Source organism: Hahella sp. CCB-MM4, assembly GCF_002260525.1.
Classification (GTDB): domain Bacteria; phylum Pseudomonadota; class Gammaproteobacteria; order Pseudomonadales; family Oleiphilaceae; genus Hahella.
On record NZ_MRYI01000019.1, the window covers coordinates 64,806 to 83,902 of the forward strand.

The following is a 19,097-nucleotide window of genomic DNA, read 5'->3' on the forward strand; positions in this document are numbered from 1 at the left end:
AATGTTGTCTGTGTCTCAAAAAGTGCGAGAAACGACTGGTTTTTGATCAGACGGGTTTTACCTTGCTGTCATTGCCTGCTCCCCGTCCCAGTGCATTGATTCGTTGTCCTATTGGAGGGGCAACATCGCCATTGATCACCAGATCCAGAATTACCGGATCTCTCTGATTGAGAATCGCTCCCCAGTTGATCTGTCGGAGCTGGTCCATCGTGCAGACACGATAGGATTCGATTCCCATTGCCCTGCCCATCAGGGCATAGTTGACTTCAGGCAGCGTGTTGGCGGTGTTTTCAAAGCCCCGTAGTTTCTGTCCGTGACGTATCGTCCCGAGACTTCCATTGTTCATCACCATAAATACAACATTGAGACGATTCTGCCCCGACACCGTAAATTCCAGGCTGGACATCAATACCGAGCCGTCCCCGGTTATACAGAGTACCGGGGCTTCCGGGTGACCGAACTTGCAACCGATGGATGCGCCAATTGCCCAGCCCATGGTGGCGAATCCCATGGATATATTGACCAGGTTATGTGTCGTGAAGTCGGGAATATTCTGCATCCAGTAATGGGTCGACCAGTAGAAACTGTTACCGGTATCCACGTACACCCGGGTATTGCCGGGAATCTGGCTGCTGACGTAAGTAAATACCTGGCGTGGATTCAACGGGCTGGCATCCGTAATACAATCCTCCCAATGCATGACAGAAAAGTTGTCCGGTTTTTCCCGGGGATTGGGAGGGATCTGTGTGGGTCTGCTTTCCGATTGCCGGTTCAGCTTCATATCTTTTACCAGAGTGTTGAATACCACTCTGGGGCTTCCCAGAACATTCAACCTGGCCATATAGGAACGGGACAGCTGCTCCGGATTGTTACTGACGTGGATCATCCGGGAACTCAGAATGGTGGTGCCGTCCCACCCACAGGTCGCGGTCTCATCCAGGTCCGCGCCCACAACAAATACCAAAGGAGCGGATTCCCGGGATAACGCCAGACGAGCCGATTCGTGCCCGGCGGTTCCGAAGACACCTCGAAACAGGGGGTGGCGAGCGTTAATCAATCCTCTCGACATGGGGAATGTCACGATCGGCCAGTTCAGGGTTTCTGCGATTTTAAGTATCGAAGACATGGCTTCTTCAGCCCCTGGACCGAGAGCAAACACCGCTTTGGAAGCGCCGCTGATCAGGTTTCTCAGCTGATTTAGCAGCTGTTTATCCGGCGTCGCCTCCATTGGGCGGTTGATATAAGGATAATCATTGAATGCGGCTGAGATCGGCATGGTCAGAATGTCGGAAGGGATGCTCAGATGGACTGGCCCCGGAGTCAGGCCCAAAGCGTTGGACAGGGCCAGATGCAGCTTGTGAATCAATTGATCCGGGTGCGATACCAGCGAGTTGTAACGGGTACAACCTTCGAACATCAGCATGCTGTCTATGCCGGCACCGCTGGTTTCCTGCATGGCACCCCGGCCAAAGGTACTGATCGGTGTCTGGGCAGTGATCGCAAGCAGCGGGATATTGTCGACAAAAGCATTGGCAATGGGAGTCAGCAGGTTGGTAGCGCCGGGGCCGGAGGTGGTTCCACATACGCCGATTTTGCCGGTTTCCCGGAAATAGCCGTCAGCCATATAGGCTGCTCCAGCTTCACTGCGTGTCAGAATCCAGCGGGGTATTGGTTCGGCACGGCGCTGCGCCAGCCGGTGACAAAGCGGGTCAATGTTTCCACCCGGGACGCCAAAGATATAGCGAATATCAAGTAAAGAGAAAAAGTCGATCAGGAGATCCGTACAGGTTGAAGACGGAGACTTCATAACACGAGGCAATGGTTCCATGGTTACTCTCCTTTGCCGCAATTCCCGGCATGTCGCAACCTTTGGTCGGAAATGGTGGGCCGACCTTCGGATGTAACACCTATAGGCAGTTTAGCATAGTCTTTTTGGATTACTCGCGAAGCGCAAAAATACCTAAATTGTGAAAATCGATGAACTGATTTGATGTCAGTATGACTGCCAAAGCTGGATTGTTTTGCTTTTGCCAGAGCCAGATAAATATGATCGTGCCAATGCCCTAATGCAGACATGGATGAAGTCGGAAGCTATCATCCCCCCCCCAAGGATAATTATTAAAAGTATAACGATTAAAAGCACGAAGACTAAAAGTACGACAATTATATGAAAAAGGAGTGATTTCATGCGTGTTATGTGTGGTTTGATGATTCTACTTGCTTCATTTTGGGCACAAGCCCAATTGAATTTAGAGCTCCAGCAGGAGCTGCTAAATATGGAGACGGAGGATCAGGGCATTAGAAAAGTGTTTGAAGAGAAGGGATGGGAGAATATTTCAACTGAGCTGCATGAAGAGATGCTCAGGATTGACGAGAAAAATACAAAGAGAGTGAAGGAAATACTGGATCAGCATGGATGGCCCACCAAGGACCTGATTGGCGAGGAGGGGATGCTGGCGGTATTTCTAATAATCCAACACTCTCCGGATATTGATTTTCAACGCTCTATGCTACCACTGTTAACATCGTCCTACGAAAACAATGAGGGAATCAGTGGGCAGGACGTTGCCTTGCTAACTGACAGGGTTCGGGTGAATCTGGGGCAAAAACAGCTCTACGGTACACAGCTTGAAGTTGTTGAGGGCAGGCTCGTTTTCCTCCCCATTGAAGACGAGGAAAACGTGGACCAGCGTCGGGCTAAAATGGACATGATTCCGCTGGCCGAGTATCTAAAGATGGTGGAAGAGGTTTATCAGTCCAGGGAGTGACTGAGAATTCTCGTCATCAGAAGCTGTTTATGCAGGATATCTCTCCCTGTCAGGAGGCTTGCGCTAGTGTCCGGCGATATCGCCTGACTAACTTTGCTGCTCTGAACTGATCAAAAATCAGGCTGGTCAGAGGATCAAGGGATTTATGATGCTTGTTCTGGCTCCAACGATTCAGGTATCGACGAATGGTCGACATGACGGCAAGGCTGCTCATGGTTTTGTCCTTCCAGGCAGGGCGGGGAATCTCCGGGGTAAAACCGCTATTCCTTTGCCATAAATTGGGCAACTCAGGACAAATCGCCAAAGCGCTGGCAATTCCGGCGAGATCAACACCGGCTGCGATCACTTTTTCTGCCGTCTCGTGGCGGCTGATGCCGCCGGTACTCATCACAGGAACCTGGCTGACCGTGGCGATATCTTTAGCGAACTCCAGAAAGTAAGCTTCTCTGGCCAGCGTTCTATCGTCGGCAGTGCGTCCTTGCATTGCAGGGGCTTCGTAGTTGCCTCCGGAAATTTCAATCAGGTCAACGCCCAACGGATTGAGCATGGAAACCACGTTTTTGGCGTCTTCCAGATCGAAGCCTCCCCGCTGAAAGTCCGCAGAGTTGAGTTTTACCGCCACGGCAAAACTTTCAGGTACCGATTTCCTGATGCCACGGACAATGTCCAGAAGTAGTCGGGCTCTGTTTTCGAGACTGCCACCCCATTGGTCATTACGTTGATTCGTCAGTGGAGAGAGGAACTGATTCAACAGGTAACCGTGGGCAGCATGCACTTCGACACCATCGAAGCCGGCTTGATGGGCTTTCTTCGCGGTCGTGATAAAGCGCTGAATCACATCCTGGATTTCCTCTTCGGTCATCGCCCGGGGAGTATCGAAGAGCCCTGAATGTTTACCCAGATCCAGTGGTACCGCGGAGGCTGACAGTGCCTTTCCTCCCATCTTCTTAAATACCTGACGGCCTGGATGGTTGATCTGCATCCAGACCCGGGTGTCATTCTGCTTGGCTGACTCAGACCAACGCTTGAAACCTTCCAGTTCAGTGTTCGCTTCCAGAGCAACCCCGCCGGGGCCTGTCATGGCGAATCGGTCTACCATGACATTTCCGGTGATGATCAGGCCCACTCCGCCTTGAGCCCATTTACTGTAGAGGTTGACCAGCCGCCCATCTGGAACCAGAGACCGGTTGCCAAGATTTTCTTCCATTGCGGCTTTCACCAGCCGGTTCTTGATTTGCTGTCCATTAGGCAGAGTGATGGAGGAGAAAACGTTTGATGTCATGGGCTGATTCCACAGGGTTGTTGGTCATGGTGGTGAGGATGTTAAACTTGAAGTCAGGTTTAAATTCAAGCGAAAATTAAAATCGAATGAGCAGCCAAATGAGCAGCCAAATGAGCAGCCAGTCTGCCGGGAGTCACACCATGATGAGAATCGGTCAGCTTGCCGAAATGACCGGGGTACCGGCATCTACCATTCGTTACTATGAACGGTTGAACATTTTAACCGGTATACAACGGACCAGTGGGGGAGATCGCCGTTACACTGAAGAAGCTGTATTGCGATTGCAGATGATTCGTGGAATGCAGTCTCTTGGATTTTCCCTGGCCGACATACCGGTTCTGCTAAAAGATGAAGGTAAAGAGCTGGATCATCAGCGGGTCATGCAGGCCATCGATATCAGGCTGCAGGAACTTGGAACGTTGATCGATGAATTGACGGCAAAGCACAGTACGCTCGCTGGTATCAAACAACTGCTGCAGAAAACCTGGGCCAGGGGAGGCTGCTTGAGTGACGCTGAACTGAGAGCTCTCACCAACGGTCTTCCCCTGTAAGCTATTTGTTTAGTTGGACATCAGCTTGCTCAGCTGGACGTCAGTGAGCTGTACTCTTGGCCTGGCGCCTGTAGTCTCCCGGTGTGTTCCCGGTCCAGCTCCGGTAGGCCCGGGTAAAACTGGCCTGATCACTGAACCCCAGTTTACGGGCAATGTCCTCCAGGGGAACCGGTGTTTCTGCCAAATAAAGATCCGCGTAGCTGCGGCGTATTTCATTGTGCATTTCACGAAACGATGTACCGGCGTGGGACAGGTGATTGCGTAAATTGCGCGCACTCATATTAAGTTGCTGGGCGGTCCGCTCCAAAGTCGCTCTGCCGGGTGACTTCAGAATATATTCCCGCACCTGGATGGCAATTTCGCTGCTTTCCTTTCTTTCCCTACTTTCATTTCTTTCTCTGCTTTCACTTCTTTCTCTGCCGATGGAGGCATTCTCGCGACAGCGTTCCTTGGCCAGGGAGTAGGCAACCCGGTGATGGTCTACCTGGCTGTGACGTCCAATGAGTGGAAGAGTGACCTGATTGTATTCGCTGCCAAACTGCCAATCGGCATCAGGTGCGATGGCATGCCAGGCGTCGCCGTCCAGTTCACTGTCAAAATCAAACTCGAATCTCATGTTGCGGGAGATTTGAGAGGCGACAGTGTAGATGCTGCCCATGTAAATCTTGGCAAGAAAAGGTCGTGCTTTGCCCATCTTCCAGGTGTCGTGCAATCGGATTCGGGCGTCGGTGCCAACAATGCTGAATTCCATGTCTATGAGAGGCAGGCAAACCCGCAGGTGCTCAACGACCATCTCGACGAGTTTGTAGTAATCGTCCCTGCTCAGCAGTACGTATCCAAACAGCCCGTGGGCAATCAGATCCAGTTGTTGTCCGAACTGGAACGCGGCTCGTTCATCCGCTACCAGCCATTCTGCATGTTCAAGAACCCTGATAACCTGATTAACTGACAGGAATGCATCGGGGTTGTTGAGAGTATCAGCGTCTACCTCGCTGTTGGACAGGAGTACATCAGCGCTTACACCTTTTGATTCCATGAAACGCAGAAATCGGCGTGCATACCTCGTGGAAACGAGAGGAACATCATAGGTTAAAGCGTTAGTCATAATTCCGTTTTCAATAAGTCCTGGTTACTGGGGGCGTTATGCAATACCGGAAGCCGGTATGATTATTTTTATGGTACCCATGGCCAGATTCTAGTGCCCCGACTCTTCAATTGGAAAGGACTCTGTCGATTTTTTCATTTTTAAAATTTGATCAATTTCACGAAACCGGAGATCAGTCCCACAGGTTTCCGTTTTTAACAAAACCCCTGCCGTTTAAGTCAATGACCACAACCTTTGCCTGTCGGCTTAATAGTGGCACTGGTCTGGTTACTTCAATACAAAATCTTGTGTCTGTTTGTGGCACCCATAGCAAGGCACGCAGCAGATGGCATGTCGTATCGCTACCTGTGTTTCATAAAAAAATAGAAAAGAGAGGATGAAACATGAACCATACAGCAACTCCCTTCCCAAGGAATCGATTACGAGCGGCAATAGCCGGCGTCGTCTTGATGACGGCACATGGTGCAGCCAATGCCGATCCCGTTTCACTGGTTCTGCAAATGCAGTGTCCGTTCCCGTTGATTGGCGATCAGCCCATCCTCGCGACCATTAATGCGGACTATCCGGCAGAAGTTAAAGTGGGCGAGAGTCTGGGTCCTATCACGGTCAGCACGATTACCCGGGTTAACGATACCTCTCGACAGGGGCTGTCGCTCATGCAGGCTAAGACTGTGACCGGCGAGGCTACCAGTATTACAACGATTTCCACCGTTAATCGTGATATTCCAAATGAAGTGCTTCTGACGATTGAGCCAACTGCGGTGCCAGAAGTCACCGGAGACTTTGATGTGCCGGCCGTAGGTGATGCGCCGGCGGTTGATTTTACCCTGGCGGATGTGGGCACGGCCAAACTCACGATTGATGATCTGGTTCTTGATCTGGTTAATCTGAAAAGTGACGGTACTCCCGCGAATCCTCCGATTGGCGAGTTCACCTCTGACTGTACTGTCGAGGAAGGGCAGAATAATGTACTTCACACGTTTGAGATCGTCGAAGGCGATGTGAATATTCCTCAGGATATCAGCGTAGATCCGGCTTCTATAGATTTTGGCGATGTACAGCTGGGCATGTCTGAACAGACGGATGTGACGGTCAGCAATAAAGGCGGAGATATTCTTGGTATCAATGGTGTGACGCTTTCTGGCGCGGATGCCAGTGAATTTGTCCAAACCAACAACTGTACCACTCTGGCAGCAGGCGAAAGCTGCAACATCAGTGTCACCTACGCCGCTTCAGAGGAAGGTGCTCAGAATGCTGTCTTGAGCATTGCGTCTGACGATCCTGATACGCCTAATGTCACGATTGATCTAAGCGGCAATGGATTGGTAGAGCCCGTATCCGATATTGAACTGAGCGCAGAGGAAATCGACTTCGGTGTCATTGAAATCGGTAACTCAGCCGAACGTACCCTGACGGTGACAAATACCGGCGGTGCCAGTCTGAATGTCACCAGTGTCGCGTTGGCCAATAATGGTGATTTCATTATCACCGGTACGGATTGCGACATTGTCGCTCCAGAAGGTAGCTGCTCCGTGACAATGACCTATACTGCCAATTCCTCCGATGCCAGCAGTGATGTCCTGACGATTGAATCCAACGATCCGGATGAAGCTTCTGTCGCCGTTGCGCTGAGCGGTAGCGGAAGAGACCCGGTGGACAATACATTGCCTATCGTCATGGATGTGGATGGCAGTACCTATGTGGCTGCATCGGACAACACACTGTCCTTGACCGGCACCATTGACAGCATATTGGACCTGTCCACCGGTATGATCACTGCCGATATGATGCTGAATCCTACTAGTGGCACTTTCCATATTTCCCAATTGTTCCGTAAGTTGACTGCCACGGCATACGTTGAGTTTGAACCCGTTGGGCAAACCACCGGAAGCCTGGTAAACGGTAAACTGACAGCGGACTCCACCGCCTATGTCAAAGTACCGAAAGTCACCGTGAATATCTTCGGATTGCCCATTCCAATTGGCGGAGGCGACAGCTGCCGCACCATGGATCCGGTGACCTTTACCGTGGCAACTCCTGATGGCGAAATCTTCCAGCCTCTCAATGGCGGAAGACTCGTGGGTAACTACGAGCTTCCAGCGCTGGATAACTGTGGATTGCTGACCAGCGTTCTCAGTCAGTTCCTTGCCGGTCCCGGAAACTCTATCGACCTGGACCTGAAGCCGCAGCAGTGAAGGAGACTATTTAAGTGTAAGGCCGAGGCCGCTCGTTGAGTCCTCCCAGCTCTGTATGAGCGGCCCTTTTTTTCAGGAGTGAGAATTCATCAGGGAATTGCACAGGCAGTTCCTGGGTGACGACGCCACGGGCAAGTGCTGAATTTGGCCGGGCATAATAAAAACTAAGATAAAACAATAGATTGGAGAACAGAAAATGAAAGGGCTGAGAAAAAGTGTGTTGTTACTGACAGCCGCTGCGGTTTCTTTTACTGCACAGGCCGAACTCAAATCCATTGATGACACTAAATTGGCGGATGTTACCGGTCAAAGCGGGCTGGTTATTGAAGCCGGATTTGGTTCCATTTCAGGTGTGGATGCCAGCACCGGGGACTTTTATGGCATTGACTGGAGTGGCGCCGGCATCACGATTGATGCTTTCAAATGGATTGTCGACATCGAAGGCGGTTGGGATCAGGACACCAACCTGGGCGTGAATACCCGCCTGTTGCCTCTCCAGGACAGTCTGGTTGAAACACCTTATGCTGGTTTTCTGGCTGAAGATATTTCTATTGCCGGTTCGGTGGATATGACCATCGACGCCACCGCTGACCTGGCCAACGTGATTGGAAACGGCGGCGCGGTGTCTGAAGGCGATGGTGGTATCGGTATTACCTTTGCCAACTCGGATATTAACTTCAGAGTGGGCAATATGGGCGTGTTCGTTGAAGATTATGACGGCCTTCAGATTGTTGGTCATGAGGTCAGCAGCTTTGGCGGCGTGGAATTGATCGGAATGAATATTGATGGCCTGAGTCTGGTGGTTCGAGGTAACGGGCTCTAAGCAATTCGTTTGAGACTCCTAAGCTTTTTATAAACTCTTTAGTCACCCGTTTCCCGATGGATTGTCCGATCCATCGGGTTTTTTCGTTTCAATAGGCCTCTTTAGTTTCTATGGAACAGCTCTATCGTGATTGTTGTTCATGCAAGAGATGCCAATATTGATCAGGATAGCTATCATCACACCATGGATAGTTCATTCTGGATTAAACCGGGTCTTCTGGTATTTTGTGGTGAGGCATTTGATGTGTCTCCTCATGCTCATCATGCTCTACAGGTGGTAATTCCTGAGCCCGGAGCCGATCTGTCGTGCCGATTTGAAAACAGTGTAGTCAGTGGAGGGGTGGTGATAGCGGCGGCCGTCACTCATGAACTGCGTATGTCAGGAGGCTGGATTATTCTGGTCGAACCGCAGAGCCGGCTGGGCCGTAAACTATCAACCTTTTTGGCGACAATGCCCTATAAGCCTGTCAATGATTCCCTTGTTGAGATGTCGCGTTCTAAAGATCCGATGCTCAATCTGGATAGCTTTTTCAGGTTTCTGGATTTGAAGCAAGATGAGATAGCCGAAGAGTTAAGGTCAGATCATTCGCTGGACTCCCGATTGCAAAAATTGCTGTCCCGGTTGGATGCCTGTTTCCAGGGGGAGTGTCTGAAACCTTCCCATTGGCGCGCTTCGGAAATTGCCGGTGAACTGGCGCTATCCGAGAGCCGCTTCCTGCATCTGTTTCGCGAACAAATGGGAGTTGCATGGCGTCCTTATCTGCTATGGAGAAGGTTGATCTGTGCTGTGCAGGCTATGCGGCTAGGAGCAACGGCAACAGAAGCGGCCTATAAAGCAGGGTTTTCCGATAGCGCGCATTTGAGCCGCAACTTCCGTCGACATTTCGGAATCAATATTCGCGAAGCGACCCGCATGTTTTCCTGAAAGCGCCAATTTCTCTAGTGAGAAGCCCAATGTCTTGTGATAAACCTGGTCTCCTGAAAACAGCTGGTCTCCTGAAAACAGCTGGTCTCCTGAAAACACCTGGTATCCAGAGAAGAGAATAGCCGGTTTATTCAATTCACTCATTCCAGAAAGACTTATTCTCTAGCTTGATTATCCAACCGGAGAAAGACATGAACCTGGACGACAGAGAGTATTTAATACCAACGCGAATGCTGGACTATCAGCATCCACAGATGCAGAAGCTGGTGGAGGGGAGAGGTTGGAGAAAGCTGGCGCCGTTCGACGCCATTGGTGCAATATATGCCTTTGTCCGGGATGAGATTCGATTTGGCTACAATAGGGACGACAGCATACCTGCCAGCGCAGTATTAACGGATGGATATGGCCAATGTAATACCAAGGGCACCTTACTGATGGCGTTGCTGAGGGCAGTGGGTATTCCGGCTCGAATTCACGGTTTCACCATATATAACGAACTGCAAAGAGGGGCGATCCCAAATTATTTGATGCCTTTGGCTCCTGAGCGAATTATCCATAGCTGGGTGGAAGTGCTGCTGGAAAAACAGTGGATTAACCTGGAGGGCTATATTATTGACCGGGACTATCTTGACCAGGTGCAGCGGACATTCGCAGACCAATGTGATGAGTTCAGTGGCTATGGAGTCGCCACAACATGCCTGAAGCGCCCTCAGGTAGACTGGTCTGGAAAAGATACTTATATCCAGAAAGAGGGGATCGCAGATGATTATGGTGTGTTTGCACAGCCTGATGAGTTTTATCAAAAATATGGTAGTAATCTGTCAGGTTTGAAGCGGCGGCTGTTTCGCTATCTGCTGCGCCATCTATTGAACTGGAATGTGGATAGGATACGCCGAAAGGGCCTGCCGGTTAGAAAGACAACATCTATAGGGAGTACACATTGATAGCAAAGATTCTGATGATCGCCAGTGCAGGCGTTATTCTGTTATTGGGGGCGATACACCTGTTGTATACGTTTTTCGGTAGTAAATTTGACCCCCGGGATAATGCACTTAAGGCGGGGATGGAACAGGTCGCACCGGTGATTACACGTCAAACGACGATGTGGAGGGCCTGGATTGGCTTTAATGCGAGCCATAGTATGGGAGGCATCTTGTTTGGTTTGATATACGGGTATCTGTCACTGTATTACGACACCCTGTTATTTCAATCGTCCTTTTTACTCGCCACGGGCCTGGCGATGCTGATCGGATTACTGGCTCTGGCGAAGCGTTACTGGTTCCGGATTCCCTTCACCGGCATCAGTATTTCACTGGCTTTATACATTGCCGGAATCATTATCGCATTGGCTTGAGCCAGGACAGAGACTGTAGATTCTTTAGAGCGTGTGGGTATACCCACACGCTCTTTTTGTTCTCGCCTTTTGTTCACATAGCGCCATTCTACTCTTAACGCCAAGTACAACCGGAGGCGGGAGTGTCCATGACGATAGTTGAGTAGTGGTAGGAATAGTCCCCGTCAATCGGTTGTGTACCGTCATGACCCGCTTCAGGCCCGATAATATAGGTTTCGGATTTGGGCAGTCCGGCATCGGCATAAGCAGCGATATCAGTATCTGCATTGCCGTAAGCTCGCACAATGTCCAGGTTTACATCGTTGAGCAAATAGCGGATGTAGTCAGTTTTATACGCTTGGGTTTGCGGTGAAAGCGGATTTTCAGCATTGCTGTCTGTCCGCAAATGCCATTGGAATAACCCTTTGGAGTTGAACCACTGACGTGTGGTTTTGGCCATCCAGTACTGACGGCCAGTCAGATAAATAATCTGGTAACCTTTCTCGACATAGTCCCAGACGACCTCTGAGGCATAAGCGTGCATTTGGGCCGTATCGATGCCCAGATAGTCTCCCACCGCTTCAAAATCATTCAAGGTCAGGGTTCCGTCAATATCAAACAGCACCGCTTTACGGCCAGGCTGTACAACCGTCAGGTAGCCCGTGGCTTCAGACAGATCGCCTTCCACGACCATGCGGATCTGATAGTCACCCTCAGGCTTGTTGACATCCACATAGATTTTGCCGTCACCGTTGGTGCGGTATTCACCCAGATATTCCCAGTTGGTCATGCCTGAACCGTAGATATAAACGTGAATATCTTCGTCTTCCAGATCCTTGTGATAAATACTGGAGTAGTCGAACTTTCCGATCACGGTGGTCGACGTGCCTGCTTTGACAATTTGGTCATGGACCATGTGAAAGGGACGGTGGAAGCTGGATAACCAGCGGCTACCCCAATGGCGGAAGGATTTTTGGGAGGGGCCCGCCAGAGAGGGGGAGTTCACTACGCTGTTGTAGTCCGGACAGTATTCTGCAGAGGAGGTTCCGCTCAGGCTGGTGGCCAGTACTCCGCAGGCAACCAGTGAAAGTGCTTTGTTCATTCGATATATCCTTGCCTGGTCTCATTGTTTTTATGGTTAATCGGCAAAGCCAATTTAACCTTGTTCAGTGATGAAAGAATGTGAAAAAGACCGGATTTTTACAGGAACATGTGAAATTTGGATGAAACCCTGAACTCTTAAGGTTAACTGCCGGGCGGCGTTGGATAAATCGTGATTAAGGGATAGGAATTATGGGTGGGTCTTTAGGGGCAAGGGGCAAGGGGCAAGGGGCAAGGGGCAAGGAGCGGAAAATCCAGGCGAGTCCCGGGACCCGCCTGGAAAGATAAGGATGGATCAGGCTGATGCCATCTTGGAAAAGATCCAGTAGCCTGCCTCATCGCTGTCCATAGCCTGAATAGCCTTCATCTCATCGGGGCTCCACAATTCAGACACAATGTCTTCTGCCAGATTACAGGTGCAGGAAACCAGGTGCACAGTCAGTGCCTGTGCCATGTGGTGACGCTGCTTGCCACGATTCCCACTGAGCCGCTTATAGACACTGCGCACGCCTTCTTCGGCGGTGGTTAACGCGCTGCCGAGCAGTGGTACAGTTTCTTCACCCTTCCGGCGCATTTTGCGTTTTTTCTGTTGGATGATGTAAGGCAAAACCACACTCAATATGTATTTGTGCTGTTGATTTTCACCATCACAGAATTTAACGCCCTGTTGAAGCTGTATTTTCTCCAGGTTTCTGATGTGCTCCAACGTTTTGCAGAATGATACACCGGCGGCAACAGAGCTTCCTAAAGCGACTGCTCCGGCAGTGGCGACAGCGCCAATACCTGTTGCCGATAATGCTACTGCACCCCCGGTTGCGGCCCCATAGGCCAGGGTGCTAAATCCGGTGTTGGTTGCAGTACTGAAAGCGGTGGAGCCGGCATTGATGAGGCCTTTGCCTACCATCTTGGCCATTCCCCAGTCGCCATGAACGTGATCACAACGGTGAACGCTCTTAACGTGTCCCCAGTTGTGCATGTCTACACTAGATCTGTCGAACCATTCCCTGTCGACGTGGTTAAAGGCGTTGTAAATTTTGTCACCGAGTCCCATTAAATACCTCCGGGGCGTGAGACAGATTTATAGAATAGCCAGTGTCAGTGACACAACCGGTGAGTTGTTGTCGATAGACGTGAATGGATATAGTGTTCATGATGCCTAGCGCCAATTTCAGCGCAATCCCGTCATTGTAAATGATGTTTTGTTTTGTATTGCCTGTTTCAAACATAAAAGACTGTCAAATCTGAGCGGTCACCGCGACGGATAACCCTTTGTTCTGCAAGCCGGAGGAAGGAATATCGCGAGCGGGCCACATTGCGAAAAAGACACTTAACTTGTTCATCCTCCTGACTTATTGTTGGCTACCAAATACGGCACCCAGAAATTCCAATAATTTAACGCCTGTCCTGATATCGACACCAACAGCCTGCGTGGACGATGCTCCGCGTCTGAAACAAAACCGAACGCTTCCGGATTGAAATGATCAAGCATGACTGCCGGCCATATACAGGTCGGGGCATGCCTGATTGAACGTTAAGGAGTTAACATGCGGTTAGTTCATACGGCTGTGGCGGGTGTTTTGCTGGCCATGTCGTTCTGTGTTTGTGCGCAAACGGGAAACTGGGAAGGGGAAACGGAACTGGGAGTGTTGGTGACTTCCGGTAATACCAGGCAAACCAATGTCAAGGGGCATGTTGCCTTGAAGCATGATGATGCTCCCTGGAGAAACAGCGCAGATTTGCGGGTGATATACACCGAAGCGGAAGGTCGGACAACCGCGGAAAAATACCGCGGTGAATTGAAGACGGATTATAAATATACCGACAAAAAATACTGGTTCATGCATGAAACCTACGCCAACGAACGATTTTCCGGATATGATTTTGAGGCCTCTGCCACCCTAGGGCTGGGGTATCGGTTTTGGCAGAGTGGTAAGCGGTCGGGTCTGGATGTGTCGGCGGGTGGCGGATACCGGTTTGGCAAATTGGAGTCTGCACAGGTTAACGGAAGCCGGAATGAGCATGAGGCCATTGTCAGGCTTGCGGGTATACTTGATTTTGAGCTTTCTGAATCTGCTGTTTTCCGCCAGAAGGTCAGCTCTGAAATGGGGTTGGAAAAAGAAGATGTGGTGACGGAGTCTGAGACTTCATTGCTGACGAACATTACTGATAGTTTGTCCATGAAGCTTTCATACTATGTGAAATACCGCTCAGATCCACCGGCCGGATCTGAAACAACGAATACAGAAACCGCATTAACGGTATTATATGTTTTTTTGTAGAAAACCATGGAGGGCGGTTGGTGCGCTTGTACTGCCATTCGCCATAGGATTTGCTGTCAACGTAAGGGATGACATACATGCATCAACTAAAAATTGTCGGTAATGGGGAAGCCTTTTCGGCGACCAACTTTAATACCAGTTATCTGTTCAAATTGATAAAAGGTTCAATCCTCATCGATTGTGGATACCAGATTCCTGCACGGTTATGGTTAACCGGCGACCATCAGGAAATTGACCTGATTCTTTTGACTCATTTTCACGCGGATCATGCCTTCGGTATTGTGCCTTTGATGGTCAGGTATCTGGAGGAGAAGAGAACGCGTCCTTTGCATATCTGGGGGCCGGTGGGGGTCAGGAAGTATGTCATGGAGCTCCTTCAGATGGGGTATCCCAATGTGTCCAAGTATTTTCAATATCCCCTTGAATTTGCTGAGTTTCAGGAAGAAATTCAGGACCATCGGACATTTGGGGGGATCAGCATCAGGAGTGCTCCGGCGATTCATTCCATCACCAATCTCGTCTATCGGCTGGATTTTGATGCGGGCTCCTTCTCAGTATCCGGTGATGGAAAGCCCACGGAACTGGCAAGGGAGCTCATTGCAGGGGTGGAAATTCACTTCCAGGAAACCTATGAGATGGAAGATAGAATTCCCAGTCACTGTTCATTTGAGGAGGTGTTGCAGCTGGTCGAAGCCAACGTCTGTGCAGCGGTGGGGATTTCACATATCGCGCGCCATCAGATTGAAGCTATGACTAAGGAATACCGAAGGCTGGTGGAGAATGAACTGATTTCGGAAAGACGATTGTTCATGACCTATCCCGGTCAGGAATTTGAGTTTAATAGCTGACACCTGGGGCGACCATTCCCAGGTATCAGTGAAACCAGATCAGGTATGTGGAAACCGGTTTCTGGTATGTATGAAACGAGACTAAAGATGTCGGGTTTCCGGTGGCGACAACCGCCAGGCGTCATTTCTTCCATCAAAGAATTGTACCGGTGCTTCAGCCAACTCTGAGGCATCGATATCGTCCAGACAATTCAGGCTGACAGAATAGAATGCCCCGCCTACTTCCTTAATATGGCCGTGAACAAAAGTCTTAACACCGCACGTACGACAAAACTGGTGATGGGTGAGGCGGCGGCTGAACTGGTAGTCTGAAAGGGCGTCTTCGCCCGCCAGTAGTTTGAAATCTTCTGGTTTAACCAGGATTCCCCAAAAGCGGCTTTTGGTGCAAATGGTACAGTTGCATTTACCCGTGCCTTCATTGAGATCCATCGCTACTTCGAATCTGACCCGGCCACAATGGCAGCTTCCATGGTAAGTCTTTTTCATCATCCTTAATCCCCTGACATGCAGATAAAGCAGATTTTAGGAGAGGGCTGCTGACACCCTGGTGTCAGTAACTGTCCTGGTCTTTTCCAAGGCAGAGTTCAGTCACTTACATGAGTCCAGGCGTTTGCACCGAGCCAGATCAGGCTGAGTTTTTTGACCACAGCCAGAGAAAACTCCTGGCGAACATTCGGGGACTGATCAGTCAGGTCCAGAAGATCAATGGTGGCATCAGCGACGGTAGTGACGATTAACTGGCAGACAGTGTCCAGGTCCTGGCTGGATATTCCCGGCAACAGTGTGGTCTGGCGGACGTCTGAGGCCAGCTCATGGGCAAAGAACCTCAGCTCGTTACGTATGGCATTGCGCAAGGCCGGTGTGCCGGCGGTACGGCATTGGCACATGAACGTGAAGTGATTGCGGTGCTGCAAGACGAAATCAATGTAGACATCAACCGACTGCCGCATCAATTCCTTGGGAGGCAGGTCAGGCTGCCGTGCTGCTCTCATCAGTTTCCTTAACAACATGCCCAATTCGTCGGCCAGGTTGAGCCCCAGTTCCTCCATATCGCTGAAGTGTCGGTAAAACGATGTGGGAACAACGCCGGCAGTCTTGGCAACCTCTCTCAAACTAATGCTGGTAAGGCTTTCTCCTTTACCCAGGAGATCCAAAGCCGCTTCCATTAACGACTTCCTCGTTTGTAGCTTTTTCTCATTGCGGCTCATGCTGCGGTCGGTTTTGGAGAGAGAAGCCTCAGGTTGTTGGTTTTTTGTGTTCATGTGTTCACTTAAAAATATCGGCTCTGTGTAGATGGCTTAAATCAAATTCAGTCTTATATATAGGAAATATAGTCTATTTGGTCACATAAGCTATAAATCTGGTGAGAAAGTTCAGTGTACAAGTGTTGACTGAAAATTTTCTCTGGAGTACTTTGTGTACAGTTGTTCACTCAATCTAACCACGTCAGGCGAAAAAATGAAAATTTATCCTTCTGCCTCATACCAGGAACCAGCGGGCATCAGCATGTTACCTGTGAGATTGCTGCGTCTTGTGACCGCCGTATTCAAGAACCTGGATGAACAATTCTGGCGACGCCGGGGGTTAATACAGGACTGGCTGGAGCTGGCCCTGTGCGGAATCGATCCATTGCTCAGTCGACAGCGAATGGCGGCTGAAGTGCTTCAGGTGCTAAATGAGACACCGGAGACTAAAACCCTGGTTTTGCGTCCGCCCTCACGCTGGAAGGGGTTTACTGAGGGGCAGTACCTTCCGGTGGAAGTGGATATTAACGGTGTTCGTATGCGTCGTTGTTATTCAATCTCTTCCACATCCCAACAGTTTCGCCGGGAAAGTCTGATCAGTATCACAGTTAAGCAAGTGGCTGGAGGTGTGGTATCCAATTTTCTCAACCACCAGGTTCGTGCCGGGGATATTCTTTATATCGGCGATGCGGAAGGGAAATTCACTCTGGACTCTTCATTGCCGGGAAGAAAACCGGTGTTTATCGCAGCCGGCAGTGGCATTACACCGATGATGCCGATGCTGGAAGCGTTATATGCAGAACATCCCGAATTTGCCGCGACACTGATTTATTACGCCAGAAACCGGCAGGAGCTGATATTTTCAGAGCGCTTAAAGAGGTTGGAGCAGCGTTATACACAGCTCTCTGTACATACACACTTTACTGAGGAAGAGGGGCGTGTAAATAAGACTCATCTGTTACGTGACTGTCCGGATATCGGCTCTTCCGAAGTATACCTGTGTGGCCCTGAGCAATTTATGGCGACAGTCAAAAGCGAACTTTGTGCATTGAGCGATGTTGCGCCGCAAATCCATCAGGAAAGCTTCGGATCTGCTCATTCCATGTCAGCCGAGTGCCAGGACATCGAAGCGAGTGTCAGTTTTGGCCTTTCCGGCAAAGTGGTTCAATCCGGGGGAGACAAGTCCCTTCTGGAGCTCGCGGAATTAGCTGGATTGCAACCTAAATTCGGATGTCGGGGCGGTGTATGTCACGAATGCACTTGTGTCAAAACCCATGGTCGGGTGATGAACCGGTTAACCGGCGAAGTCCTGCCGGATGAGCAGGAATATATTCAAGCTTGTATAGCGATTCCCGTGGGGGAGGTCTCCATAGGCAACTGGTAGCCGAATCGCTGTGGTTGATCCTTCCAACGGGACAGCTTGTGAACAGACTCTAAGTAACATCATTAATTCGGCAGACAAGAACTGCGCAAGCCATTTCTTGTCTCATGCGTCCACTGATTTGATCTGGAGATTTACTTATGGACATGGCATCAGGAAAAGCCCCCAGGATGACGACCGCAGAATTGGAGAGCCTGGGTGAAGCATTGGATCAACTCCGCCAGGAAATAAAAGACGACCTGGGCCAGAGAGATGCGGATTACATCCGGGCGATTGTGCGCAAACAACAGATGGCAGAGATTGCCGGCCGGGCATTGCTGCAGTTCAGCTTCAATCCGGTTTCCTGGGTATTGGGTGTGGGGTTGTTATCGGTTGCCAAAATTCTGGAGAACATGGAGATTGGCCATAACATCATGCACGGCCAGTATGATTGGATGAATGACCCCAAGTTCTATTCTCAAACCTATGAGTGGGACACTATCTGCGATGGTGACTCCTGGCGTCGGACCCATAACTTTGAGCATCACACCTATACCAATATTCTGGGTATGGATCGTGACTATGGGTATGGCCTGTTACGCCTGACCGACAATATTCCCTGGAGGCCCGGACATCTGTTTCAGTTTATCAATTACGTCCTGCTGTCGGTGTTGTTTGACTGGGGGGTGGGGCTGCATGAACTGGAGGTGGAAAAAATCCGCTCGGGGAAAATACGCCTGCGTGACAAGTGGCCGTTTTTGAAAAGTTTTTTGAAAAAGGCCCGAAATCAGGTGGCGAAGGACTATGTGATTTTTCCTCTTCTGGCTGGCCCTTTGGTGATCAATGTAATGTTGGGGAACCTGTTGGCGAATCTGATACGAAACCTGTGGGCGTCGACCATTATCTTCTGCGGTCATTTTACCGAAGGGGCGCAGACCTTCAGAAAACAGGATTGTGAGAATGAAACCCGTGGAATGTGGTACTACCGCCAGTTATTGGGATCCAGCAATTTTACCGGTTCCAAATGGCTTCATATCATGAGCGGCCATCTGAGTTTTCAAATTGAGCATCATTTATTTCCGGATATTCCAGCCCATCGTTACCGGGAAATGTCTCCACGGGTCAGGCAGATTTGTGAAGCCCATGGGATTCCCTATAACACGGGGAGTTTCGGCCGTCAGTTGATGACCGTCTGGGCGAGAATCATCCGATATTCACTGCCGGAAACAGGATCTGCCGGGATTCCGCAAACCCGTTAGCGGATATTGTTGTCAGGCTCGTGTA

At 50.1% G+C, this 19,097-nt stretch carries 18 protein-coding genes; 11 read left to right on the forward strand and 7 right to left on the reverse strand.

Annotation, left to right across the window (positions count from 1 at the left end):
- Positions 1-46: 46 nt before the first annotated feature.
- Positions 47-1,828 carry a thiamine pyrophosphate-binding protein gene (locus tag BTA51_RS24385; protein WP_094711688.1) on the reverse strand — a complete coding sequence of 594 codons (1,782 nt, stop codon included), beginning with the start codon at positions 1,826-1,828 and terminating at the stop codon, positions 47-49.
- A 358-nt stretch (positions 1,829-2,186) separates the two neighbouring features.
- Between BTA51_RS24385 and BTA51_RS24390 the strand changes: the two genes are divergently transcribed.
- Positions 2,187-2,768, forward strand: coding sequence for a DUF6624 domain-containing protein (locus tag BTA51_RS24390; RefSeq protein WP_094711689.1), 582 nt, complete (start codon positions 2,187-2,189; stop codon positions 2,766-2,768).
- Between the two features lie 49 nt (positions 2,769-2,817).
- Here the strand turns inward: BTA51_RS24390 and BTA51_RS24395 are convergent, their stop codons facing one another.
- Positions 2,818-4,050 carry an NADH:flavin oxidoreductase/NADH oxidase family protein gene (locus tag BTA51_RS24395; protein ID WP_094711690.1) on the reverse strand — a complete coding sequence of 411 codons (1,233 nt, stop codon included), beginning with the start codon at positions 4,048-4,050 and terminating at the stop codon, positions 2,818-2,820.
- A 98-nt stretch (positions 4,051-4,148) separates the two neighbouring features.
- Between BTA51_RS24395 and BTA51_RS24400 the strand changes: the two genes are divergently transcribed.
- Positions 4,149-4,601 (forward strand): MerR family transcriptional regulator, encoded by a 453-nt coding sequence (locus BTA51_RS24400; RefSeq protein WP_168188281.1) that lies wholly within the window; start codon positions 4,149-4,151, stop codon positions 4,599-4,601.
- Between the two features lie 40 nt (positions 4,602-4,641).
- Here BTA51_RS24400 and BTA51_RS24405 read toward each other — a convergent pair whose 3' ends face one another.
- Entirely contained in the window at positions 4,642-5,706 is a 1,065-nt protein-coding gene (locus tag BTA51_RS24405; protein WP_094711692.1) for an AraC family transcriptional regulator, read from the reverse strand.
- Between the two features lie 383 nt (positions 5,707-6,089).
- On the opposite strand from BTA51_RS24405, the gene BTA51_RS24410 reads away from it, so the two are divergent.
- From BTA51_RS24410 to BTA51_RS24430, 5 genes are all read left to right on the forward strand, one after another.
- Positions 6,090-7,901 (forward strand): choice-of-anchor D domain-containing protein, encoded by a 1,812-nt coding sequence (locus tag BTA51_RS24410; RefSeq protein ID WP_246841178.1) that lies wholly within the window; start codon positions 6,090-6,092, stop codon positions 7,899-7,901.
- 196 nt (positions 7,902-8,097) lie between these two features.
- Positions 8,098-8,724, forward strand: a complete 627-nt coding sequence (locus tag BTA51_RS24415) for a DUF6160 family protein (RefSeq protein ID WP_094711694.1) — start codon at positions 8,098-8,100, stop codon at positions 8,722-8,724.
- A 126-nt stretch (positions 8,725-8,850) separates the two neighbouring features.
- Positions 8,851-9,648, forward strand: coding sequence for an AraC family transcriptional regulator (locus BTA51_RS24420; RefSeq protein WP_094711695.1), 798 nt, complete (start codon positions 8,851-8,853; stop codon positions 9,646-9,648).
- Between the two features lie 191 nt (positions 9,649-9,839).
- The gene (locus tag BTA51_RS24425; protein WP_094711696.1) at positions 9,840-10,592 is read left to right on the forward strand and encodes a transglutaminase family protein; all 753 of its coding nucleotides are present in this window, start codon (positions 9,840-9,842) and stop codon (positions 10,590-10,592) included.
- Positions 10,589-11,002 (forward strand): hypothetical protein, encoded by a 414-nt coding sequence (locus tag BTA51_RS24430; protein WP_094711697.1) that lies wholly within the window; start codon positions 10,589-10,591, stop codon positions 11,000-11,002. Before BTA51_RS24425 ends, BTA51_RS24430 begins: the two co-directional genes overlap by 4 nt.
- 94 nt (positions 11,003-11,096) lie before the next feature.
- Here the strand turns inward: BTA51_RS24430 and BTA51_RS24435 are convergent, their stop codons facing one another.
- Both BTA51_RS24435 and BTA51_RS24440 read right to left on the reverse strand, forming a co-directional pair.
- Positions 11,097-12,083: a lipin/Ned1/Smp2 family protein gene (locus BTA51_RS24435; protein ID WP_210404914.1), complete on the reverse strand. Its 987-nt coding sequence runs from the start codon at positions 12,081-12,083 to the stop codon at positions 11,097-11,099.
- Between the two features lie 294 nt (positions 12,084-12,377).
- Complete coding sequence (locus BTA51_RS24440) at positions 12,378-13,133, reverse strand: hypothetical protein (protein WP_094711698.1); 756 nt, start codon at positions 13,131-13,133, stop codon at positions 12,378-12,380.
- Positions 13,134-13,626: 493 nt separating this feature from the next.
- On the opposite strand from BTA51_RS24440, the gene BTA51_RS24445 reads away from it, so the two are divergent.
- The gene (locus tag BTA51_RS24445) at positions 13,627-14,361 is read left to right on the forward strand and encodes a YdiY family protein (RefSeq protein WP_094711699.1); all 735 of its coding nucleotides are present in this window, start codon (positions 13,627-13,629) and stop codon (positions 14,359-14,361) included.
- Positions 14,362-14,438: 77 nt separating this feature from the next.
- The gene (locus tag BTA51_RS24450) at positions 14,439-15,209 is read left to right on the forward strand and encodes an MBL fold metallo-hydrolase (RefSeq protein ID WP_094711700.1); all 771 of its coding nucleotides are present in this window, start codon (positions 14,439-14,441) and stop codon (positions 15,207-15,209) included.
- Positions 15,210-15,290: 81 nt separating this feature from the next.
- Here BTA51_RS24450 and BTA51_RS24455 read toward each other — a convergent pair whose 3' ends face one another.
- Entirely contained in the window at positions 15,291-15,698 is a 408-nt protein-coding gene (locus tag BTA51_RS24455) for a GFA family protein (protein ID WP_210404915.1), read from the reverse strand.
- Between the two features lie 95 nt (positions 15,699-15,793).
- Positions 15,794-16,471 carry an HTH-type transcriptional repressor FabR gene (gene fabR, locus BTA51_RS24460; RefSeq protein WP_094711701.1) on the reverse strand — a complete coding sequence of 226 codons (678 nt, stop codon included), beginning with the start codon at positions 16,469-16,471 and terminating at the stop codon, positions 15,794-15,796.
- Between the two features lie 196 nt (positions 16,472-16,667).
- On the opposite strand from fabR, the gene BTA51_RS24465 reads away from it, so the two are divergent.
- Positions 16,668-17,837: a ferredoxin reductase gene (locus tag BTA51_RS24465; protein ID WP_094711702.1), complete on the forward strand. Its 1,170-nt coding sequence runs from the start codon at positions 16,668-16,670 to the stop codon at positions 17,835-17,837.
- A gap of 137 nt (positions 17,838-17,974) precedes the next feature.
- Positions 17,975-19,072 carry an acyl-CoA desaturase gene (locus tag BTA51_RS24470; RefSeq protein ID WP_246841179.1) on the forward strand — a complete coding sequence of 366 codons (1,098 nt, stop codon included), beginning with the start codon at positions 17,975-17,977 and terminating at the stop codon, positions 19,070-19,072.
- Positions 19,073-19,097 lie beyond the last annotated feature (25 nt).

Excerpts from the sequence above, each read along its gene's own strand:
- BTA51_RS24385 (WP_094711688.1), bottom strand. The coding sequence starts at position 1,828 with ATGGAACCATTGCCTCGTGTTATGAAGTCTCCGTCTTCAACCTGTACG.
- BTA51_RS24390 (WP_094711689.1), top strand. The coding sequence starts at position 2,187 with ATGCGTGTTATGTGTGGTTTGATGATTCTACTTGCTTCATTTTGGGCA.
- BTA51_RS24395 (WP_094711690.1), bottom strand. The coding sequence starts at position 4,050 with ATGACATCAAACGTTTTCTCCTCCATCACTCTGCCTAATGGACAGCAA.
- BTA51_RS24400 (WP_168188281.1), top strand. The coding sequence starts at position 4,149 with ATGAGCAGCCAAATGAGCAGCCAGTCTGCCGGGAGTCACACCATGATG.
- BTA51_RS24405 (WP_094711692.1), bottom strand. The coding sequence starts at position 5,706 with ATGACTAACGCTTTAACCTATGATGTTCCTCTCGTTTCCACGAGGTAT.
- BTA51_RS24410 (WP_246841178.1), top strand. The coding sequence starts at position 6,090 with ATGAACCATACAGCAACTCCCTTCCCAAGGAATCGATTACGAGCGGCA.
- BTA51_RS24415 (WP_094711694.1), top strand. The coding sequence starts at position 8,098 with ATGAAAGGGCTGAGAAAAAGTGTGTTGTTACTGACAGCCGCTGCGGTT.
- BTA51_RS24425 (WP_094711696.1), top strand. The coding sequence starts at position 9,840 with ATGAACCTGGACGACAGAGAGTATTTAATACCAACGCGAATGCTGGAC.
- BTA51_RS24435 (WP_210404914.1), bottom strand. The coding sequence starts at position 12,083 with ATGAACAAAGCACTTTCACTGGTTGCCTGCGGAGTACTGGCCACCAGC.
- BTA51_RS24440 (WP_094711698.1), bottom strand. The coding sequence starts at position 13,133 with ATGGGACTCGGTGACAAAATTTACAACGCCTTTAACCACGTCGACAGG.
- BTA51_RS24445 (WP_094711699.1), top strand. The coding sequence starts at position 13,627 with ATGCGGTTAGTTCATACGGCTGTGGCGGGTGTTTTGCTGGCCATGTCG.
- BTA51_RS24450 (WP_094711700.1), top strand. The coding sequence starts at position 14,439 with ATGCATCAACTAAAAATTGTCGGTAATGGGGAAGCCTTTTCGGCGACC.
- BTA51_RS24455 (WP_210404915.1), bottom strand. The coding sequence starts at position 15,698 with ATGATGAAAAAGACTTACCATGGAAGCTGCCATTGTGGCCGGGTCAGA.
- fabR (WP_094711701.1), bottom strand. The coding sequence starts at position 16,471 with ATGAACACAAAAAACCAACAACCTGAGGCTTCTCTCTCCAAAACCGAC.
- BTA51_RS24465 (WP_094711702.1), top strand. The coding sequence starts at position 16,668 with ATGAAAATTTATCCTTCTGCCTCATACCAGGAACCAGCGGGCATCAGC.
- BTA51_RS24470 (WP_246841179.1), top strand. The coding sequence starts at position 17,975 with ATGGACATGGCATCAGGAAAAGCCCCCAGGATGACGACCGCAGAATTG.